The sequence below is a fragment of the Streptomyces sp. NPDC058051 genome (assembly GCF_042885475.1).
Lineage (GTDB): Bacteria > Actinomycetota > Actinomycetes > Streptomycetales > Streptomycetaceae > Streptomyces.
This window is the reverse complement of record NZ_JBHVRW010000024.1, coordinates 74,791-93,113: the sequence shown is the minus strand read 5'-3', so window position 1 is coordinate 93,113 and position 18,323 is coordinate 74,791. Positions and strand designations below refer to the sequence as shown.

Annotated in this window: 16 protein-coding genes, 4 tRNA genes and 1 pseudogene; 11 read left to right on the top strand and 10 right to left on the bottom strand. The window is 68.9% G+C overall.

Translation table 11 applies throughout. The features are described from left to right. The first annotated feature begins 97 nt into the window (after window positions 1-97). Window positions 98-172, top strand: a tRNA-Asp gene (locus ACFVUT_RS29810). Window positions 173-300: 128 nt separating this feature from the next. Further along, window positions 301-546 (top strand): DUF6274 family protein, encoded by a 246-nt coding sequence (locus ACFVUT_RS29805; RefSeq protein WP_389657273.1) that lies wholly within the window; start codon window positions 301-303, stop codon window positions 544-546. Window positions 547-1,090: 544 nt separating this feature from the next. On the opposite strand, the gene bldC is transcribed toward ACFVUT_RS29805, so the two are convergent. Together bldC and ACFVUT_RS29795 are read right to left on the bottom strand one after the other, a co-directional pair. Further along, entirely contained in the window at window positions 1,091-1,297 is a 207-nt protein-coding gene (gene bldC / locus ACFVUT_RS29800; protein ID WP_003949541.1) for a developmental transcriptional regulator BldC, read from the bottom strand. 524 nt (window positions 1,298-1,821) lie between these two features. Beyond that, complete coding sequence (locus ACFVUT_RS29795) at window positions 1,822-2,667, bottom strand: hypothetical protein (RefSeq protein WP_389657276.1); 846 nt, start codon at window positions 2,665-2,667, stop codon at window positions 1,822-1,824. A gap of 174 nt (window positions 2,668-2,841) precedes the next feature. On the opposite strand from ACFVUT_RS29795, the gene ACFVUT_RS29790 reads away from it, so the two are divergent. Continuing rightward, window positions 2,842-3,933, top strand: a complete 1,092-nt coding sequence (locus tag ACFVUT_RS29790) for a Leu/Phe/Val dehydrogenase (RefSeq protein ID WP_389657279.1) — start codon at window positions 2,842-2,844, stop codon at window positions 3,931-3,933. Between the two features lie 310 nt (window positions 3,934-4,243). After that, window positions 4,244-4,501, top strand: a complete 258-nt coding sequence (locus ACFVUT_RS29785; RefSeq protein ID WP_317863750.1) for a DUF3073 domain-containing protein — start codon at window positions 4,244-4,246, stop codon at window positions 4,499-4,501. Window positions 4,502-4,782: 281 nt separating this feature from the next. Here the strand turns inward: ACFVUT_RS29785 and purM are convergent, their stop codons facing one another. Together purM and purF are read right to left on the bottom strand one after the other, a co-directional pair. Then, on the bottom strand, window positions 4,783-5,850 hold the full coding sequence (gene purM, locus ACFVUT_RS29780; protein ID WP_389657283.1) for a phosphoribosylformylglycinamidine cyclo-ligase: 1,068 nt from the start codon (window positions 5,848-5,850) through the stop codon (window positions 4,783-4,785). Window positions 5,851-5,910: 60 nt separating this feature from the next. Then, a complete protein-coding gene (gene purF / locus ACFVUT_RS29775; protein ID WP_389657286.1) occupies window positions 5,911-7,437 on the bottom strand; it encodes an amidophosphoribosyltransferase in 1,527 nt (508 codons plus the stop codon). A gap of 639 nt (window positions 7,438-8,076) precedes the next feature. Here purF and ACFVUT_RS29770 point away from each other — a divergent pair. After that, complete coding sequence (locus ACFVUT_RS29770; RefSeq protein WP_389657289.1) at window positions 8,077-8,169, top strand: putative leader peptide; 93 nt, start codon at window positions 8,077-8,079, stop codon at window positions 8,167-8,169. 247 nt (window positions 8,170-8,416) lie between these two features. Further along, on the top strand, window positions 8,417-9,871 hold the full coding sequence (locus tag ACFVUT_RS29765; protein WP_389657292.1) for a sulfatase: 1,455 nt from the start codon (window positions 8,417-8,419) through the stop codon (window positions 9,869-9,871). Window positions 9,872-9,942: 71 nt separating this feature from the next. On the opposite strand, the gene ACFVUT_RS29760 is transcribed toward ACFVUT_RS29765, so the two are convergent. The 5 genes from ACFVUT_RS29760 to purS all read right to left on the bottom strand — a co-directional run bounded on the left by ACFVUT_RS29760 (window position 9,943) and on the right by purS (window position 15,157). Continuing rightward, window positions 9,943-10,743 (bottom strand): sterol carrier family protein, encoded by an 801-nt coding sequence (locus ACFVUT_RS29760; protein WP_389657295.1) that lies wholly within the window; start codon window positions 10,741-10,743, stop codon window positions 9,943-9,945. A 232-nt stretch (window positions 10,744-10,975) separates the two neighbouring features. After that, window positions 10,976-11,614: a TetR/AcrR family transcriptional regulator gene (locus ACFVUT_RS29755; protein ID WP_389657298.1), complete on the bottom strand. Its 639-nt coding sequence runs from the start codon at window positions 11,612-11,614 to the stop codon at window positions 10,976-10,978. 359 nt (window positions 11,615-11,973) lie between these two features. Then, on the bottom strand, window positions 11,974-14,223 hold the full coding sequence (purL, locus tag ACFVUT_RS29750; protein ID WP_389657301.1) for a phosphoribosylformylglycinamidine synthase subunit PurL: 2,250 nt from the start codon (window positions 14,221-14,223) through the stop codon (window positions 11,974-11,976). Beyond that, window positions 14,220-14,900, bottom strand: a complete 681-nt coding sequence (gene purQ / locus ACFVUT_RS29745) for a phosphoribosylformylglycinamidine synthase subunit PurQ (RefSeq protein ID WP_389657303.1) — start codon at window positions 14,898-14,900, stop codon at window positions 14,220-14,222. The genes purL and purQ overlap by 4 nt, the downstream gene beginning before the upstream one ends. Next, window positions 14,897-15,157, bottom strand: coding sequence for a phosphoribosylformylglycinamidine synthase subunit PurS (gene purS, locus ACFVUT_RS29740; protein WP_383072961.1), 261 nt, complete (start codon window positions 15,155-15,157; stop codon window positions 14,897-14,899). Before purS ends, purQ begins: the two co-directional genes overlap by 4 nt. A gap of 382 nt (window positions 15,158-15,539) precedes the next feature. Between purS and ACFVUT_RS29735 the strand changes: the two genes are divergently transcribed. From ACFVUT_RS29735 to ACFVUT_RS29715, 5 genes and pseudogenes are all read left to right on the top strand, one after another. After that, a complete protein-coding gene (locus ACFVUT_RS29735) occupies window positions 15,540-15,875 on the top strand; it encodes an Lsr2 family protein (RefSeq protein ID WP_389657307.1) in 336 nt (111 codons plus the stop codon). Between the two features lie 234 nt (window positions 15,876-16,109). After that, window positions 16,110-16,181: transfer RNA gene (locus tag ACFVUT_RS29730), tRNA-Gly, on the top strand. Window positions 16,182-16,279: 98 nt separating this feature from the next. Continuing rightward, a tRNA-Gly gene (locus ACFVUT_RS29725) sits at window positions 16,280-16,352 on the top strand. Window positions 16,353-16,634: 282 nt separating this feature from the next. Next, window positions 16,635-17,182, top strand: a pseudogene (locus tag ACFVUT_RS29720) (DNA-binding response regulator). A 22-nt stretch (window positions 17,183-17,204) separates the two neighbouring features. Beyond that, a tRNA-Gly gene (locus tag ACFVUT_RS29715) sits at window positions 17,205-17,280 on the top strand. A 56-nt stretch (window positions 17,281-17,336) separates the two neighbouring features. Here the strand turns inward: ACFVUT_RS29715 and ACFVUT_RS29710 are convergent. Then, window positions 17,337-18,251: a phosphoribosylaminoimidazolesuccinocarboxamide synthase gene (locus tag ACFVUT_RS29710; RefSeq protein ID WP_389657310.1), complete on the bottom strand. Its 915-nt coding sequence runs from the start codon at window positions 18,249-18,251 to the stop codon at window positions 17,337-17,339. Window positions 18,252-18,323: the final 72 nt, after the last annotated feature.

The following is an 18,323-nucleotide window of genomic DNA, read 5'->3' as shown; positions in this document are numbered from 1 at the left end:
CGTAGCGGAATCACCACCCTGGGTGAAGTCGACCAGACCCTCTGACCTGCTGTACAGTCTGTCTTCGCAGCCAGCCGCAAGGCAGCAGCGAAAACCTGGTCCTGTGGAGCAGTTTGGAGTGCTCGCCACCCTGTCAAGGTGGAGGCCGCGGGTTCAAATCCCGTCAGGACCGCAGTAACGAAAGCCCGGATTCTCTGGATCCGGGCTTTCGCACGTCTTGACTCCGACGGCTGCCGACGAGTACTCAAACAGCAGGGGTCGCCCCTGTGGGGGGCGGCGTTCCACCGGGAGGTGGCGCGCATGGCGACATCCACTGAGCACAGGATCTGCGCGCTTCTGCGCGCCCATCTGGCTGCCGCTTCCGACTATCGCCATCTCACCCACCGCTGCCCGGTCTGCCACCGGCTCCTGCGGCTCACCCTGGAGCCCGTCACGGCCTCCAGGGCGTCCCCTTTCCCCGTCGGGCCGCCGGTCCTGCGCGCGGGACGCCAGGACGGCGCACAGGAAGGCCGGGAGGCCAGGGTCGAAAGTCCCTGCACGGGGTGATCCACGGCGAGGCATTCCGCTTCCCGACGGTGGCAGGCTCGGAGTTGGCAAGACTCATACGGTGTGACGGGAGTCACCAAAGGAGTTTTGAGAAGGGGTGACTTTACTCCCTTCCTACAACTAGCGAATTTAATATGTGCAATTGCACCACCAGGACAGGAGCGCGACGGGACTTTCCGAACGGTCCCGGCCCGACCTTCCCGGACGACCGGGAACAGTCCCGCACAGACCCGCGCAAGCCCGCACGGCGCCCACCGGAGCCAACCGGACGCCCGGTTTTCAGTGGCGCCCCGAGGGGGCCCGAGGCGCTTGCGGGCGAGGAAGAACCCCCGAGGCCGGCCGGCGAAGAACAGCCACCGGAACCCTCGGGGCACACAAAAAAGATCGCGCTGGACCCGGCGGAGTCCAGCGCGATCGAACGACGCACCCGTATGGCACAGGTATGGCGCCCGTTGGGGCAGGCGCCCGTCATGTGGAGCTATGGGCGGACTATGCGGGATTGGGGGCCCCGAAAGCCCGGTTGTGGTGCGGCGACAGGGATGTTTCAGGCCTCGCTGCGCTGCTGCGGAATACCCGCAAGCAGTGCGCGGACCTCTGCCTCGCGGTACCGGCGATGTCCACCGAGCGTGCGGATGGACGTGAGCTTGCCTGCCTTGGCCCAGCGGGTAACCGTCTTCGGGTCCACGCGGAACATCGTGGCAACCTCAGCCGGGGTCAGCAGCGGCTCGGCATCAGGGGTGCGAGCGGTCATGAGCGGCCTCCTCGGGAGAACCGAACCATCTCGGTTCTTTCCTCTAAATTCTGCACCTTGACCCGCGTTGCCCGAAATGGCAGACGCGGGCCGAGTCGGTTATAGGACGAACGGCTTGTCCTCGGCACTACAACTACACCATCCGTCCAGCCACGTCGGCCAAACCGATGGAATTGCCCTCCCAGGTGTTCATCAGCGACGGAAGCCGATGGACCATGCCATAGCGGACAGTCACACCACCGTGACGATCAGTCACAGAGCGATCAGGAGTCACCAGACCCCCCATAGCGTGCAATGCAGAGCAATCCGCCCCTAGTTGGACGGATGGAGCCCTCCCCGGACTCCTTGTCCTATTTTGGCACGAGGAGTAGGGAAGGGCGCAAGGGCCCCGTTAGTGCTATCCATCACGCTTGCGCGCAAAGGACCGGTTCGGGACGTAGGTCCTAGGACCCCTGAGATACGCTTCCGCCTCTTCAGCTCCACGTGTCACACAGGTCACAGGTTCAGACGCATACGGGACCGTGTCAGTTCGCGAATTGACGGTCTCTTACCGCCCGCCAGCGCTCCGCCAGCCGTCCGTACGCCGCACCGGCGCCTTCCGTGTCACCGGCCCGCAGCGCCGCGATGCCCTCGGCCACGTCGGCGGCCGAGCGGTCCCCGGCGAGCTGCTCCGCGGGCAGCGCGTGCACCAGACCGGCGTAGTCCAGCTCGACCAGGGCGCGGGGATGGAACTCCTCCAGCCAGCGCCCCACCTCCACGAGCCCCTGGGTCAGCGGACCTTCGTCCACGTTCTCGCGCAGCGTCCTCAGCCCCCGCGCCAGCCGGCGCCGGGCCTGGACCATCGGCGTCCGGTAGCGCAGCACGGGTGGCTCACCGCCCTCGCCGGCGGCGATGTACTCCCGCTCCTCGTCGCAGAAGAGAACGAACCAGCGCACCGGGACCTGCCAGACCGCGGTGAGGATCCAGGGCCTGGCGTCCGGATTGCGCTCCGCCCACCGCTCGTGGTCCGCGACCGCCTGGCCGCGCACCACCGGCGGCAGCACGGCGTCGAGCACGGGCGCGGGGAACATCTCCGTCAGCTCGTCCAGCGCCAGCCAGCCGCGCAGCCTGGTCCGCCACGGGCAGACGCACACCACGCCGTCCAGCTCGGCGACGAACGCGTCCCCGCTCTCGTGCACCGGCACGCCGACCGGCGGTGTGGCCACCAGGTCGGCGAGCGAACGGCGCAGTTCGTCCTGGGCCGTGGGCATACGGGGACGCTCCGCGTAGCGGGCCCAGTGGCCGCGCTCGGGCTCCGGGAAGGCTGCCAGCGGCTCGTACACCCGGAGGTAGGACGCGTACGGCACAAGCACTGAAGACACCACCGACATGCAGCAAATCGTGTCATGCCCGTACTCCGCCGGGGGGTGATCCCCGGCACTGGAACAGATCTACGTCCGCGTAGGACTTACCCTCTTGCCCATCGGACCGGCCGTGCCGGCGGTCCGCGGCCCTCCCCACCTTCAGGAGGGTCCTCCGCCGCTTCGTACTTGGGAGTCACCACAGTGACCGATGTGACCGGCGTTCCTGTCGATGTACTGCACACCCTGTTCCACTCGGATCAGGGGGGCCACGAGCAGGTCGTGCTCTGCCAGGACCGCGCCAGTGGCCTCAAGGCCGTCATCGCCATCCACTCCACCGCTCTGGGCCCGGCCCTCGGCGGCACCCGCTTCTATCCGTACGCCTCCGAGGCGGAGGCGGTCGCGGACGCGCTGAACCTGTCGCGCGGTATGTCGTACAAGAACGCCATGGCCGGTCTCGACCACGGCGGCGGCAAGGCCGTGATCATCGGAGACCCCGAGCAGATCAAGTCCGAGGAGCTGCTGCTGGCCTACGGCCGGTTCGTCGCCTCGCTCGGCGGACGCTACGTCACGGCCTGCGACGTCGGCACGTACGTGGCCGACATGGACGTCGTCGCCCGCGAGTGCCGCTGGACCACCGGCCGCTCCCCGGAGAACGGAGGAGCCGGCGACTCCTCGGTGCTCACGGCTTTCGGTGTCTTCCAGGGCATGCGGGCCTCTGCCCAGCACCTCTGGGGCGACCCGACGCTGCGTGGCCGAAAAGTGGCGGTCGCGGGCGTCGGCAAGGTCGGTCACCACCTGGTCGAGCATCTGCTGTCGGACGGGGCGGAGGTCGTCGTCACGGATGTGCGCGAGGAGTCCGTCCGCCGCATCACCGATCTGCACCCCGAGGTCGCCGTCGCCGCGGACACCGCGGCACTGATCCGCACCGAGGGTCTCGACATCTACGCCCCGTGCGCGCTCGGCGGCGCGCTGAACGACGACAGCGTTGCGGTGCTCACCGCGAAGGTGGTGTGCGGCGCGGCCAACAACCAACTCGCGCACCCCGGCGTCGAGAAGGACCTCGCGGACCGGGCGATCCTGTACGCGCCCGACTACGTGGTGAACGCGGGCGGGGTCATCCAGGTCGCCGACGAACTGCACGGCTTCGACTTCGACCGATGCAAGGCCAAGGCGTCGAAGATCTTCGACACCACGCTCGACACATTCGCACATGCGAAGCGAGACGGGATTCCGCCGGCCGCCGCGGCCGACCGGATCGCCGAGCAGCGCATGGCCGAGGCGCGCCGTAACTGAAGGTCGAGGGGGCGTCACCCGACGCCCCCTCGCTTTTTCCCTGTGACCCGCCGACCGGCGAGACAAGACTCACGCCGGTCGGCGGGTCGCGTGCCGAGAAGAGGTTAAAATCGCAGTTGACCAGCGAGGACGGAGCTTCTCGCCGGTCTTCTTCCGGGGCGCGTGATGCGGGCGGCGTACCGTATGGCCGCGGAAGCAGGTACCGTTAAAGCTCTACAGGCACGGTCTCTCTATCGAGAGCCCGTCCTGAAACATGAACGCGTGTCAAGACTCTGGGGCCGTCGAGCCCCGTCACCGAGGGGGTCGAGCCATGGGGCGCGGCCGGGCAAAGGCCAAGCAGACGAAGGTCGCCCGCCAGCTGAAGTACAGCAGCGGCGGGACTGACCTGTCGCGTCTGGCCAATGAGCTGGGCGCATCGCCTTCGAGTCAACCACCGAACGCAGAGCCGTTCGAGGACGATGACGAGGAAGATGACCCGTACGCACAGTACGCGGATCTGTACAACGACGACGACGATGAGGACGAGGACGACAAGTCCGGTCCGTCGTCACAGCGCCGCGGCGCTTGACCTCGCGCTGACACATCAACCCGGTCCGGGCCTGTCCCGGACCGGGTTCTGTGCTGCCCCGAAACGGTCCGGTCGTGCGGACGGATTTCGGTGTCCGTCCAAGGGCGGCACCGGGCCCGCTCCCCGCACCGCGCCGACGGACCGGCCCGCTTCCCGGCGCTCGACGGCGTCCTTCACGAACGCGTCCGGTGGCCGAGGACGAAGCGGCCGAGGACGAAGCGGCCGAGGACGCATGTGTCGACGACGAAGCGGCGACCGGGCGGGCCCGGTCGCCTTCCGTGCTACCGCGCGTAGTCGTCCACCAGCTCGGCACCCGAGGTGTGCGCACCGCGCTCCGTGATCTCCCCCGCGACCCACGACTCGACCCCGCGGTCCGCCAGCGTGGTCAGGGCCACGTCCACGGACGAGGCCGGGACGATCGCGATCATGCCGACGCCCATGTTCAGCGTCTTCTCCAGTTCGAGGCGCTCGACCTGCCCCGCCCTGCCGACCAGGTCGAAGACCGCGCCGGGTGTCCAGGTGGAGCGGTCGACCCTGGCGTGCAGCCCGTCCGGGATGACTCGGGCCAGGTTGTTGGCCAGGCCACCGCCGGTGACGTGGCTGAAGCCGTGCACCTCGGTCGTCCGGGTGAGGGCGAGGCAGTCCAGCGAGTAGATCTTGGTGGGCTCCAGGAGCTCCTCGCCGAGTGTCCGGCCGAACTCCTCGACCTCGCGGTCCAGCGCCCAGCCGGCCCGGTCGAAGACCACGTGACGGACGAGCGAGTACCCGTTGGAGTGAAGACCGGACGACGCCATCGCGATCACGACGTCACCCTTACGGATACGTTCCGGGCCGAGCAGGCGGTCGGCCTCGACCACGCCCGTGCCGGCGCCCGCGACATCGAAGTCGTCCGGTCCGAGGAGGCCCGGGTGCTCGGCGGTCTCGCCGCCGACCAGGGCACAGCCGGCGAGGACACAGCCTTCGGCGATGCCCTTCACGATGGACGCGACACGCTCCGGGTGCACCTTGCCGACGCAGATGTAGTCGGTCATGAAGAGCGGCTCGGCGCCACAGACGACCAGGTCGTCGACGACCATGCCGACGAGGTCGTGGCCGATCGTGTCGTACACGCCCATCTTGCGGGCGAGGTCGACCTTCGTGCCGACGCCGTCCGTGGCGGAGGCGAGCAGCGGACGCTCGTAACGCTTGAGGGCCGAGGCGTCGAAGAGTCCGGCGAAACCGCCGAGGCCGCCGAGGACCTCGGGGCGCCGCGTCTTCTTCACCCACTCCTTCATCAGCTCGACGGCACGGTCGCCGGCCTCGATGTCGACGCCCGCTGCCGCGTAGGAAGCACCTGTTGTCTCAGACATTGCCTGGGATCTTTCGTGTGGAGATACGGGGCTGGTGGCCGGAGGTGTACGGCCGGGCCGTCACGGACGACGCAGCGCGTCGGACGCGGCGGTTGCCGCGGGGCCTGCCGCCAGCTCGGTCTCCAGCAGCTGCTTGCCGAGCAGCTCCGGGTCCGGCAGCTCCATCGGGTACTCACCGTCGAAGCAGGCGCGGCACAGGTTCGGCTTGGCGATCGTCGTCGCCTCGACCATCGCGTCGAGCGAGATGTACGCGAGCGAGTCGGCACCCATCGAGGTGCAGATCTCGTCGACCGTCATGCCGTTGGCGATCAGCTCGGCGCGGGTCGCGAAGTCGATGCCGAAGAAGCAGGGCCACTTCACCGGCGGGGACGAGATCCGGATGTGGATCTCGGCGGCGCCGGCCTCGCGAAGCATCCGGACCAGTGCGCGCTGGGTGTTGCCGCGGACGATCGAGTCGTCGACGACCACCAGGCGCTTGCCCTTGATGACTTCCTTGAGCGGGTTCAGCTTGAGTCGGATACCCAGCTGGCGAATGGTCTGGGACGGCTGGATGAAGGTCCGGCCGACGTAGGCGTTCTTCACCAGTCCGGAGCCGAACGGAATGCCGCTGGCCTCCGCGTAACCGATGGCGGCGGGGGTGCCGGACTCCGGAGTCGCTATGACCAGATCGGCCTCGACGGGGGACTCGGCGGCGAGCTTGCGGCCCATCTCCACTCGGGAGAGATAGACGTTGCGCCCGGCGATGTCGGTATCGGGGCGGGCCAGATAGACGTACTCGAAGACACACCCCTTGGGCTTCGCTTCCGCGAAGCGCGAGCTGCGCAGACCGTTCTCGTCGATGGCGACGAGCTCGCCCGGCTCGATCTCGCGGACGAAGCTGGCACCGCAGATGTCGAGGGCGGCGCTCTCGGAGGCGACCACCCAGCCGCGCTCCAGCCGGCCGAGGACCAGCGGGCGGATGCCCTGCGGGTCACGAGCGGCGTAGAGGGTGTGCTCATCCATGAAGACGAGGGAGAAGGCACCCTTCACATCGGGGAGCACCTTCGCGGCGGCCTCCTCGATGGTGAGCGGCTTGCCGTCCTCATCGGTCTGGCCGGCGAGCAGCGCGGTCACCAGGTCGGTGTCGTTCGTCGCGGCGACCTGGGTGGCGCGACCGTCCTTGCGGGGAAGGTCGGCGACCATCTCGGCGAGCTGGGCCGTATTGACCAGGTTGCCGTTGTGACCCAGGGCGATCGAGCCGTGCGCGGTCGCACGGAAGGTCGGCTGCGCGTTCTCCCACACCGAAGCACCGGTGGTGGAGTAGCGGGCATGGCCGACCGCGATATGGCCCTGGAGGGAACCCAGAGACGTTTCGTCGAAGACCTGCGAGACCAGTCCCATGTCCTTGAAGACCAGGATCTGGGACCCGTTGCTCACTGCGATGCCCGCGGACTCCTGTCCACGGTGCTGCAGGGCATACAGTCCGAAATAGGAGAGCTTGGCGACCTCTTCGCCCGGAGCCCAGACACCGAAGACGCCGCAAGCGTCCTGGGGGCCTTTCTCTCCGGGGAGCAGGTCGTGGTTGAGTCGTCCATCACCACGGGGCACGCAACCGAGTGTAGGCGAGGTCGACCACTGGTCCGAATTCGGGATACCGGTCCCGAGCTCCGGGGAATCGCTCCCGGAGGCCGTTCGGAGGCCCCTCCGGACCGTCACTTGGAGTGATCACTTCCGGAACAGGACCGTGCGCGGGACGCGGTACGAACCGGCCACAGAGCGCCGGTCACCCGGACCAGCGGCCGGTTACCGTCCGGTTTCGGCCACGTGGGTCCGAGGGCCGACCGAGGACGGAGGGTGGCGCTCGGTGAACCGGTCGACGTTCCGGCGGAGCACCCGGCCGAACGCCCGTTTCGTGGCGAGCCTCACACCCGACCGACCCGTTTCGGGCCTCCCGAAGCGGCTCACGAAGGGGCTCACGCGATGCGGCGCCGCTCTGTTCGTGGCCTGTCGCCGCCACTGGGCCGGGAATTGCGCGGCACATCGCGGTCAGCGCGCCGGGCGGTCCGGGCCCGTCGCCACCACTGGGCCGAGGCGTACGCGCGCATCGCCACCACTGGGCCGAGGCGTACGCGCGCATCGCCGCCACTGGGCCGAGGCGTACGCGCGCATCGCCGCCACCGCGGCAGGCGGTCCGCAGTGCGAGACCGCCGTTGACAGGCGCATGCCCGATTGGCAGTCTCCTGCTTCATGCAGCCTCTCGGTGACCACTCGGTCGCGCTCGTGGAGCGCCGCCACGTCGATCTGGGACGCGTCGCGAGCGCCATCTGTCGCCGCGCCTGATTCCCCCGGCGCGTTCTCGGTCGCCGCGTTCGCTTCCCCGCTTCCGCGCCTTCCTCGCGCGCGGCCGATGCCACTTCCCCTCCGCTGTCGCGCGCCGGTTGTGACCGCACCTCTGTCCCGTCGCCCGCACACGGCTGTGTGCGCGCCGCATCCGGAGCCGAATCCGGAGCCACGTCCGGCTCCTGACCCCTGACAGGTTCCACTCCTTTCGCCGCCGCGCGCGGCCGAACCCTGCCCCGGAGCGTTCATGTCATCCCAAACTTCGAACAACAGTGCCAATACGTCGAGCGGCCCGCTGACCCGGCGCGCCTTCGGCACCGCGGTCGGCGTCACGGCCGCCACCGCCGCCGTCGGGATCCCTGCCGCCACCGCCGCCGCGGCCACCCCCGTGACGGGCGAGGTCCGGGAGCGGCCCTTCCAGGCGGCCCGCGGCACCCACTCCCGGCGGCCCAACATCCTCTTCATCCTCGGCGACGACCTCGGCTGGGCCGACCTCTCCTCCTACGGATCGCCGCACATCCACACCCCCCATCTGGACCGGCTGGGACAGCAGGGCGTGCGGTTCACAGACGCGTACTCCGGGTCCGCCACCTGCTCCCCCACCCGATTCAGCCTCTACACCGGGCGCTATCCGGGCCGTACGAAGGGCGGGCTCGCCGAGCCCATCGCGGACCGGTCGGTGGGCCTCGAACCCACCCACCCCACGCTCGCGTCGCTGTTGCGCGGCGCGGGGTACGCCACCGCGCTGATCGGCAAGTGGCACTGCGGCTATCTGCCCGACTACAGCCCCACCAAGTCCGGGTGGGACGAGTTCTTCGGGAACTTCGGCGGGGCGCTGGAGTACTACTCCAAGCTCGGCCTGGGCGGCGAGTACGACCTGTACGAGGGCGACGCCGAGTACAAGGACCTGCGCTACTACACGCGGATCCTGACCGAGCGGGCGAGCGAGTACGTACAGCGCGACCACGAACGGCCGTGGCTGCTCAATCTGAACTTCACCACCCCGCACTGGCCGTGGATCGCGGAGGGCGACACGGCCGAGAGCGCCGAGATCGTCCGCAAGATCAAGGCCGGAGGCCTGGCGGGTCTGTTCCACGCCGACGGCGGCTCGGTCGAGAAGTACAAGCAGATGGTCGAGGACCTGGACCGCTCGGTCGGTGAGGTGCTGAAGGCACTGAAGCGGTCCGGCCAGGAGGAGGACACCCTCGTCTTCTTCGCCAGTGACAACGGCGGCGAGCGCTTCTCGTACCAGTGGCCCCTCTCCGGCAACAAGAGCTCGCTCCTGGAGGGCGGTATCCGGGTTCCGGCGGTGTTGCGCTGGCCCGCCAGGATCGATCCGCACCAGGTGAGCGATCTGCCGGTGTTCACGCCCGACTGGACGGCGACGCTGCTGGAACTCGGCGGCGCCCGGCCTGATCCGGCGTACCCGCTGGACGGCATCAGCCTCGCCGGGTACCTGCTGCGGGGCGAGAAGCCGCGGGAGCGGGATCTGTTCTGGCGGGTACGCGGAGAGCGGGCCCTGCGGCGCGGTGACTGGAAGTACTACCGGGGCAGCAGCGGGCGGGACCAGTTGTTCCAGCTCGCCCACGACCAGCGGGAGCAGGCCGACCGGGCAGCCGCGGAATCGGAGCTGCTGGCCGAGCTGCGGGCCTCCTGGGAACGGACGAACGCCGGCCTGCTGCCGTACCCGACGGGTTCCTGAGGCGAGGAATGAAGGGTGAGGGGTGAGGGGTGAGGCACGGGAGCGGCGCGGGATCTCGTCCGGCTCCCGCCTCACCCCATGAGCGGCAGCAGAGCGGCGAGGTCGGCCCGCTCGCCGCTCGCGCTGACCTCCGCCGCGTCGAGCGCCCGCGCCCACTCCGTGCGGCCGGTGGCGAGCCGGATCCAGGTGAGCGGATCGGTCTCGACGACATTGGGCGGCGTACCGCGGGTGTGCCGGGGGCCCTGGACGCACTGGACGACGGCGAACGGCGGGACACGCACCTCGACCGAGCCGCCCGGCGCCTTCTCCGCGAGGGCGTCGGCGAGCAGCCGGGTGCAGGCGGCGAGTGCCTGGCGGTCGTACGGGATACCGAGGCCGGTCGCCTCGTTCAGGTCGTCGGTGTGCACGACGAGTTCGACGGTGCGGGTGACGAGGACGTCGGCCAGCCGCATCGCACCGACCCGGGTCTGCAGCAGCCGGTCCTCCGGGACACCGGGCACCAACTCCTCGAACCGCCCGGCGACCTCCCCGTACAGCGCTTCCAGATCCGGACGGTCCGCGGCGAGCGCCTTCGCGTCGTCGGCGATGTGAGCGGCCCTGTCCGCTGTCGTGAACGGCCATGTGAGGAGCGTCAGACCGGGCTTCGGCGAGGCGGGTTCGGGCCGTTCCAGATTCTGCGTGACGTGCGAGAGCGCCATGGCCAGATGGACGGCCAGGTCGCGTACGGTCCAGTCCCCGAGCCGGGTCGGCAGGGCGAGCTGTTCGGGCGTCAGGGCGCTGACCGCTTCCCGGACATGGGAGAACTGCGCAAGGACCGCGGTGCGGGTCCTGACCGGGTCGTAGCGGCGGGCTCGTTTCTGGGACGGCGGCATGGTTCAGGAGCCTAATCGGACGACAGCGCGGTCCAGGAGCCCAACGCACGGCGTGCATGGACCAGGACTTCAAGCGGGCGGCGTCGCGGCCCGACAGCCCGAGGGATTCTCGGCAGATCTGGGGCGAACAGGCCCCGGCCCGGACGGACGGCCGACGTCAACGCCCCGCGGACCGGCCGGCATCAACGCCCTGCGGACCGGCCGCCGTCAACGCCCTGCGGACCGGCCGCCGTCAGCGCCTCGTCGCGAAGCCGCCGAGCCCCTTGTCGAGGAGGTCGAAGCCCTGCGCGGCGAGCGCGAGGGCATCCGGCGCGATCGCGTCCGCCGAGTCCCCTGCCAGCAGCCGCCGTTGATTCGCAGCGATCAGGGCGTTGCGGGTGGAGATCAGCTGGGCGGCCGCGATCCGGGCGGTGGACGGCTCCTCCCCCTCCTCGATCAGGACTTCCGCGAGCAGGTCGAGGGCGCGCATGGAGAACGCGTGGGCCCGGATCAGCAGCGACGGGGTCTCCTGGATCAGCCGCCGCAGACCGAGCACCACCGGCGCATCGCTCATCCCGACGGAGGGGTCACGGGACTCGACGGCCGCCAGGAACTGGCGCCGCGCGGCGTCCGTCGCGGACTCGCCGGGGGCCCGTTCCCCGACCACCCGCGCGACATCGCCTATGTGCTCCTCCATGGGAGCGAGGACCAAGTCCTCTTTGCCGGCGAAGTAGTTGAAGACCGTCATCTTCGACACGTCGGCCGCCTCGGCGATCTCGGCGACCGAGACCTTGTCGAAGCCGCGCTCGGCGAAGAGTTCGGTGGCCGCGGCCAGCAGACGTCGTCGCGTCTGGAGCTTCTTGCGCTCGCGCAGGCTCATCCCCTCAGTCATGGCGTCACTGTACCAGGATGAACATTGAACTCAGATAAATTCTTGACCTGATATATTTTTTCGTTCCACGGCGCCGCCTGCCACCGCGGCACCACGCCACAGGAAGGGCAGATCTCCTGAGCCCAGCCGCCCGCAAAACCCCGTCCCTTCACCGGACCCCCCGGAACGGAAACAGAATTCGACGGGCGGCCCCTCCCCACCCCAACACCGCCTGCCGGACCCGCAGATGCGACGCGAGCGAATTCCCGGAGCCCCGGATCCAACGTACCGAACGGAACAGGAAACGGCCCCGCCCATGATCCGGGCGGGGCCGTTCCCGACACAGAATCAGCGAACCATTCTGTATACGGAATCAGGTGTCAGGCGAGCAGACCCGGAATGGTCTCCTCGTGCGCCGTGCGCAGCTCGCTCAGCGCAATGCTGAACTCACCCTGGACGTCGATCTCCTCACCGTCCACGACACCGATCCGGGCGACGGGCAGACCCCGCGCCCCGCACATGTCGTTGAAGCGGAGCTCCTCGCTGCGCGGAACGGAGACGACCGCGCGCCCCGCCGACTCCGAGAACAGGAACGTGAACGCGTCCAGGCCGTCCGGGACGACCAGCCGGGCGCCCTTCCCGCCGCGCAGGCAGGACTCGGTGACCGCCTGGATCAGGCCACCGTCGGAGAGGTCGTGCGCCGCGTCGACCATGCCGTCGCGGGACGCCGAGATCAGGATCTCGCCGAGCAGCTTCTCGCGGCCCAGATCGACCTCGGGCGGCATGCCGCCCAGGTGGCCGTGAACGACCTCCGACCAGGCCGAGCCGCCGAACTCCTCACGTGTGTCGCCCAGCAGGTAGAGAAGCTGGCCCTCCTCCGTGAAGGCGACCGGCGTACGCCGGCTCACGTCGTCGATCACACCGAGCACGGCCACGACCGGGGTCGGGTGGATCGCCGTGTCACCGGTCTGGTTGTACAGCGACACATTGCCGCCGGTGACCGGGGTGCCCAGCTCCAGGCAGCCGTCCGCCAGACCACGGGTGGCCTCGGCGAACTGCCACATCACGTCCGGGTCCTCGGGCGAACCGAAGTTCAGGCAGTCCGAGATCGCGAGCGGCTTGGCACCGGAAGCGGCGACATTGCGGTACGCCTCCGCCAGCGCGAGCTGCGCACCGGTGTACGGATCGAGCTTGGCGTACCGGCCGTTGCCGTCGGTCGCCATGGCCACGCCCAGGTTCGACTTCTCGTCGATCCGGACCATGCCGGCGTCCTCGGGCATCGCGAGCACGGTGTTGCCCTGCACGAACCGGTCGTACTGGTCCGTGATCCAGGACTTCGACGCCTGGTTGGGCGAAGCGACCAGCTTGAGGACCTGCTCGCGCAGCTCGGCGCCGTTCGCCGGCCGGGCCAGCTTGCCCGCGTCGTCCGCCTGCAGCGCGTCCTGCCAGGACGGGCGGGCGAACGGACGGTGATAGGTCGGGCCCTCGTGGGCGACGGACCGCGGCGGTACGTCGACGATCTGCTCGCCGTGCCAGAAGATCTCCAGCTGGGAACCCTCCGTCACCTCACCGATGACGGTGGCGATGACATCCCACTTCTCGCAGATCTCCAGGAAGCGCTCGACGTGCTGCGGCTCGACGATCGCGCACATGCGCTCCTGCGACTCGCTCATGAGGATTTCCTCGGGCGAGAGGGAGGAGTCGCGCAGCGGCACCGTGTCCAGCTCGACGCGCATACCGCCGGAGCCGGCGGAGGCCAGCTCCGAGGTGGCGCAGGACAGGCCGGCGCCGCCGAGGTCCTGGATACCGGCGACGAGCTTCTCGCCGAAGATCTCCAGGGTGCACTCGATGAGGAGCTTCTCCTGGAAGGGGTCGCCGACCTGGACGGCCGGGCGCTTCGCCGGGCCGGTCGACTCGAAGGTCTCCGAGGCCAGCACCGAGACGCCGCCGATGCCGTCCCCGCCGGTGCGGGCGCCGTAGAGGATCACCTTGTTGCCGGGCCCCGAGGCCTGGGCGAGGTGGATGTCCTCGTGCTTCATCACACCGATGCAGCCGGCGTTGACGAGCGGGTTGCCCTGGTAGCAGGCGTCGAAGACGACCTCGCCACCGATGTTCGGCAGGCCCAGGCAGTTGCCGTAGCCGCCGATGCCCGCGACGACGCCCGGCAGGACGCGCTTGGTGTCGGGGTGGTCGGCCGCGCCGAACCGCAGGGGGTCGACGACCGCGACCGGGCGGGCGCCCATGGCGAGGATGTCGCGGACGATGCCGCCGACGCCGGTCGCCGCGCCCTGGTAGGGCTCGATGTACGAGGGGTGGTTGTGCGACTCGACCTTGAAGGTGACCGCGTACCCCTGACCGACGTCGACCACACCGGCGTTCTCGCCGATGCCGACGAGCATCGCGTCGTTGACCGGGACCTTCTCGCCGAACTGCTTGAGGTGGACCTTGCTGCTCTTGTACGAGCAGTGCTCGGACCACATCACGGAGTACATGGCGAGCTCGGCGCCGGTGGGACGGCGGCCCAGGATCTCGCGAATCCGGACGTACTCGTCCTCCTTGAGGCCGAGTTCCTTCCAGGGCTGCGCGACGTCCGGGGTCTCGGCCGCGTGCTTGACCGTATCCAGGCTCATGCGTTGACCAGCTTCTTGATGATCGAGGTGAAGAAACCGAGGCCGTCGGTGCGACCGGTTCCGATCAGCGGCTCGACGGCGTGCTCCGGGTGCGGCATCAGGCCGACGACATTGCCCGCGGCGTTGGTGATGCCGGCGATGTCGCGCAGCGAGCCGTTGGGGTTCCTGTCCAGGTAGCGGAAGGCGACCCGGCCCTCCGCCTCCAGCTCGTCGAGCACGCGCTCGTCGGCGACGTAACGCCCGTCCATGTTCTTGAGCGGTACGGAGATCTCCTGGCCCTCGGAGTAGTCCGAGGTCCAGGCGGTGCCGGCGTTCTCGACACGCAGCTTCTGGTCGCGGCAGATGAAGTGCAGGTGGTTGTTCCGCAGCATCGCGCCGGGCAGCAGATGCGCCTCGGTCAGGATCTGGAAGCCGTTGCAGATACCGAGGACCGGCATCCCCGCCCGCGCGTTCTCGATGATCGTCTCCATGACCGGCGAGAAGCGGGAGATGGCTCCGGCCCGCAGGTAGTCGCCATAGGAGAAGCCGCCCGCCAGGATGACCGCGTCGACCTGGTGCAGGTCCTTGTCGCGGTGCCACAGCGATACGGGTTCGGCGCCCGCGACACGTACGGCCCTCAGGCTGTCCTTGTCGTCGAGCGTGCCGGGGAAGGTGACGACTCCGATACGAGCGGTCACTTCGGCTCCTCGGCCTTCTCCACCTTCACGGTGAAGTCCTCGATCACGGTGTTGGCGAGGAAGGTCTCGGCCATCTCGTGAATACGGCTGAGGGCGGCGTCATCCACCGGTCCCTCGACCTCCAGCTCGAAACGCTTTCCCTGACGTACGTCCGCGATTCCCTCGAAGCCGAGACGGGGCAGTGCACGCTGCACCGCCTGTCCCTGCGGGTCGAGGATCTCGGGCTTGAGCATGACGTCGACTACGACGCGTGCCACTGGCACTCCCGGTGGTGGTGTGGTGCGGCTGTTTCTCCGGGGGGCTCCCCAGACCCCCGCAGGTCCACTCAGCTTACCTGGCCAGAAATTCTACGCGGGTAGATATCGGCATCCCTTGATCACGCCCATATATCGGACGCGACAACACATGAGGAAAGTCCTGCAAAAAAATCCACACAGGCAGCACACATAGAGCACTGACACGCTGAAGTAATTGGACGGGCTTCACAATGCGGCACCCACCGCTGTACAAATGATTAGCGGGGAATGCAGCATTGTCCCTAAACAAGCGACACCGACCGACCCCCATCCGCCTCACGGCCAGAAGGCCGGTATCAGCGCATGACAGACGCGCCGATATCGCAGGAAAGGACCGATATCCGTGGCTCAGCGCGTAGTGGTCACGCTCTCCGACGACATCGACGGGGGAGCAGCGGCGGAGACGGTCACCTTCGCCCTGGACGGGAAGTCGTACGAGATCGACCTCAATCCGTCCAACGCAAAGAAACTGCGCAAGGCCCTGGCGCCGTACATGGCGGCCGGCCGGAAGCGGACACACACCGGCAAGCGCGGCAGGACTCCGACGTCCTACCGGCACACCTCGCTCGAACCCGACCCGGCGGCCGTGCGCGCCTGGGCCCGCTCGCACCGCATGGAGGTGCCGGCCCGCGGTCGGATCCCCAAGAAGGTCTACGAGGCGTTCCGCCAAGCCAGTTGAGCCATCCGGCCCGCGGCCGGCCCGTACGGCTCATGGACCGGCCCGTCGACCGGTCCACCGCCCCCCCCCATCGATCGGTCCATCGATGGGGGCGACTGACGGACGCCCGCCAACGCTCCGGCGCACGCCCCCGCGACACCCCGCGGCCACCGACTTGCGTTACACCCCCGCAGGTCGGCTAAAGTCTGGAGCACGCCGAAGGGCAAGGCCGCAAAGCCGAACCTCACGCAGCGTGCGGGTGTAGTTCAGTAGTAGAACATCCCCCTTCCAGGGGGAAGGCGCAGTGTGCAATTCCTGTCACCCGCTCTGCATCACTCTCCAAGACCACTCCGGTGGATCGGGTAGAGTAGTGCTCGCACCGCCCGAGAAAACTCCTTCAGGGGAGCAGAATGAGCGGAAGCAATGCGGACGTGGCTCAGTTGGTAGAGCATCACCTTGCCAAGGTGAGGGTCGCGAGTTCGAATCTCGTCGTCCGCTCTTGATCGTTCGAAGGCCCTGGTCGATATTGACCAGGGCCTTCGTCATGTTCCCCCTCGTTCCCTCCGCCCATGACGATTGTCATGAGCAGTGATGACAGCGCGCACTGCGCGCGGCGCCGATCCAGCGGGAATCTGTGGACATGGCCAGAGACGACGTTCCCGACAGCCTCACGGACGGCGCCACGGTGGAGATCACGGCCGCTTCCACCGCCGAACCCACGAACGATTCCGTGATCGAGGCGAGCGAGGTGCGGCGGATCGGGGGCGCGCGCCGGCCGCGCTGCTCGCGTTGGAGGACGGCCTCGTGGTCGTCGCCCAGGCTGCGTGCGGTCCGGAGGCGCCGGCCCTGGCGGGGCCCACCACCCCGATGTGGCAGTCCTCGATCTGCAGATGCCGGGCGCCGACGGTGTGAGGGTCGCCACATCGCTGCGGGCCGATCTGCCCGGCTGCCGGACGGTGATCGTGACGAGTCACGGTCGGCCGGGGCATCTGAAACGGGCGCTCGCGGCGGGTGTGCGGGCCTTCGTGCCGAAGACCGTCAGCGCCGGGCAGCCGGCCTCGATCATCCGCACCGTGCATGCCGGATATCGTTGTGTGGAACCGGAGTTGGCGGCCGACGCGATCTCCGCCGGCGACTCACCGCTGACCGTTCGCGAGGCCGAGGCACTGGAACTGACGGCGGACGGGGCGCCGGTGGCGGAGATCGCGGAACGGGCGTCGCTGTCGCAGGGAACCGTGCGGGACTACCTCTCGGCGGCCACCTCGAAGCTCGGGGCGGAGAACCGCCACGCGGCGGTGCGTCTCGCACGGGGGCGCGGATGGGTATAGTAGGTCTCGCGCTTCGGCGCTTGCGGACGTAGCTCAGTTGGTAGAGCGCAACCTTGCCAAGGTTGAGGTCGCCAGTTCGAACCTGGTCGTCCGCTCCATTCAGCAAGAAGCCCCCGGCCTTTCGGCCGGGGGCTTCTTCGTGTCCGGGAGCCGCTTACCGCCAGGGCGTGCCGGTGAGGAGTTCGTACGCCTCCAGGTACTTCGCCCGGGTCGCGTCGACGATCTCCTGGGGCAGCGCGGGGGGCGGCTGTTCGCTCTTGCGGTCCCAGCCGGAGGCCGGCGAGGTGAGCCAGTCGCGTACGAACTGCTTGTCGTAGCTGGGCTGGGCCCGGCCCGGCTCCCACGTGGCCGCGGGCCAGAAGCGGGAGGAGTCCGGCGTCAGCACCTCGTCCGCGATGATCAGCTCCTCACCGCCGTCGGCCGTGGGGGCGAAGCCGAACTCGAACTTCGTGTCGGCGAGGATGATGCCGCGCTCGCGCGCGATGTCGCGGGCCCTGCCGTACACGTCCAGTGTGGTGCGGCGCAGCCGGGCGGCGGTCTCCGCGCCGACCTGGCGGGCCACTTCCTCGTAGCTCACGTTCTCGTCGTGGTCGCCGACGGCCGCCTTGGTGGCGGGGGTGAAGATCGGTGCCGGGAGTTCGGAACCGTCGACGAGGCCCTCGGGCAGCGCGAGGCCGCAGACCGTGCGGGACTCGTTGTACTCGACGAGGCCGGAGCCGGTGAGGTAGCCGCGGGCGACGCATTCGACCGGGACCATCCGCAGCGACGTGCAGACCAGCGTGCGGCCGGCCCAGTCGGCGGGGGCGCCGGCGGGCAGCTCCGTGGACACGACGTGGTGGGGGACGAGATCGGCGAGCTGGTCGAACCACCACAGGGAGAGCCGGGTGAGGACGCGGCCCTTGTCCGGGATCTCGGTGGGCAGAACCCAGTCGTACGCGGAGATGCGGTCGCTGGCGACCATGACGAGGTCGCCCGCCTCGTTCCGGTACAGGTCGCGCACCTTGCCGGTGTGGAGGTGGGTGAGCCCCGGGACCTGCACTGGCTCGGGCTTTTCTACAAATCCGGACACGCTGCCTCCGCGTAGGTTGATCCAGGAGTCGTACCGATTCTCCCGTATCGAGGTGCGACGAAGTGGAGCGGG

Bases quoted from the DNA above. Each gene is read 5' to 3' on its own strand.
- ACFVUT_RS29785 (WP_317863750.1), top strand. From the start codon at position 4,244: ATGGGGCGCGGCCGGGCAAAGGCCAAGCAGACGAAGGTCGCCCGCCAG.
- ACFVUT_RS29760 (WP_389657295.1), bottom strand. From the start codon at position 10,743: ATGCCGCCGTCCCAGAAACGAGCCCGCCGCTACGACCCGGTCAGGACC.
- bldC (WP_003949541.1), bottom strand. From the start codon at position 1,297: ATGACCGCTCGCACCCCTGATGCCGAGCCGCTGCTGACCCCGGCTGAG.
- ACFVUT_RS29765 (WP_389657292.1), top strand. From the start codon at position 8,417: ATGTCATCCCAAACTTCGAACAACAGTGCCAATACGTCGAGCGGCCCG.
- ACFVUT_RS29770 (WP_389657289.1), top strand. From the start codon at position 8,077: ATGCAGCCTCTCGGTGACCACTCGGTCGCGCTCGTGGAGCGCCGCCAC.
- ACFVUT_RS29805 (WP_389657273.1), top strand. From the start codon at position 301: ATGGCGACATCCACTGAGCACAGGATCTGCGCGCTTCTGCGCGCCCAT.
- ACFVUT_RS29755 (WP_389657298.1), bottom strand. From the start codon at position 11,614: ATGACTGAGGGGATGAGCCTGCGCGAGCGCAAGAAGCTCCAGACGCGA.
- ACFVUT_RS29795 (WP_389657276.1), bottom strand. From the start codon at position 2,667: ATGTCGGTGGTGTCTTCAGTGCTTGTGCCGTACGCGTCCTACCTCCGG.
- purM (WP_389657283.1), bottom strand. From the start codon at position 5,850: ATGTCTGAGACAACAGGTGCTTCCTACGCGGCAGCGGGCGTCGACATC.
- purL (WP_389657301.1), bottom strand. From the start codon at position 14,223: ATGAGCCTGGATACGGTCAAGCACGCGGCCGAGACCCCGGACGTCGCG.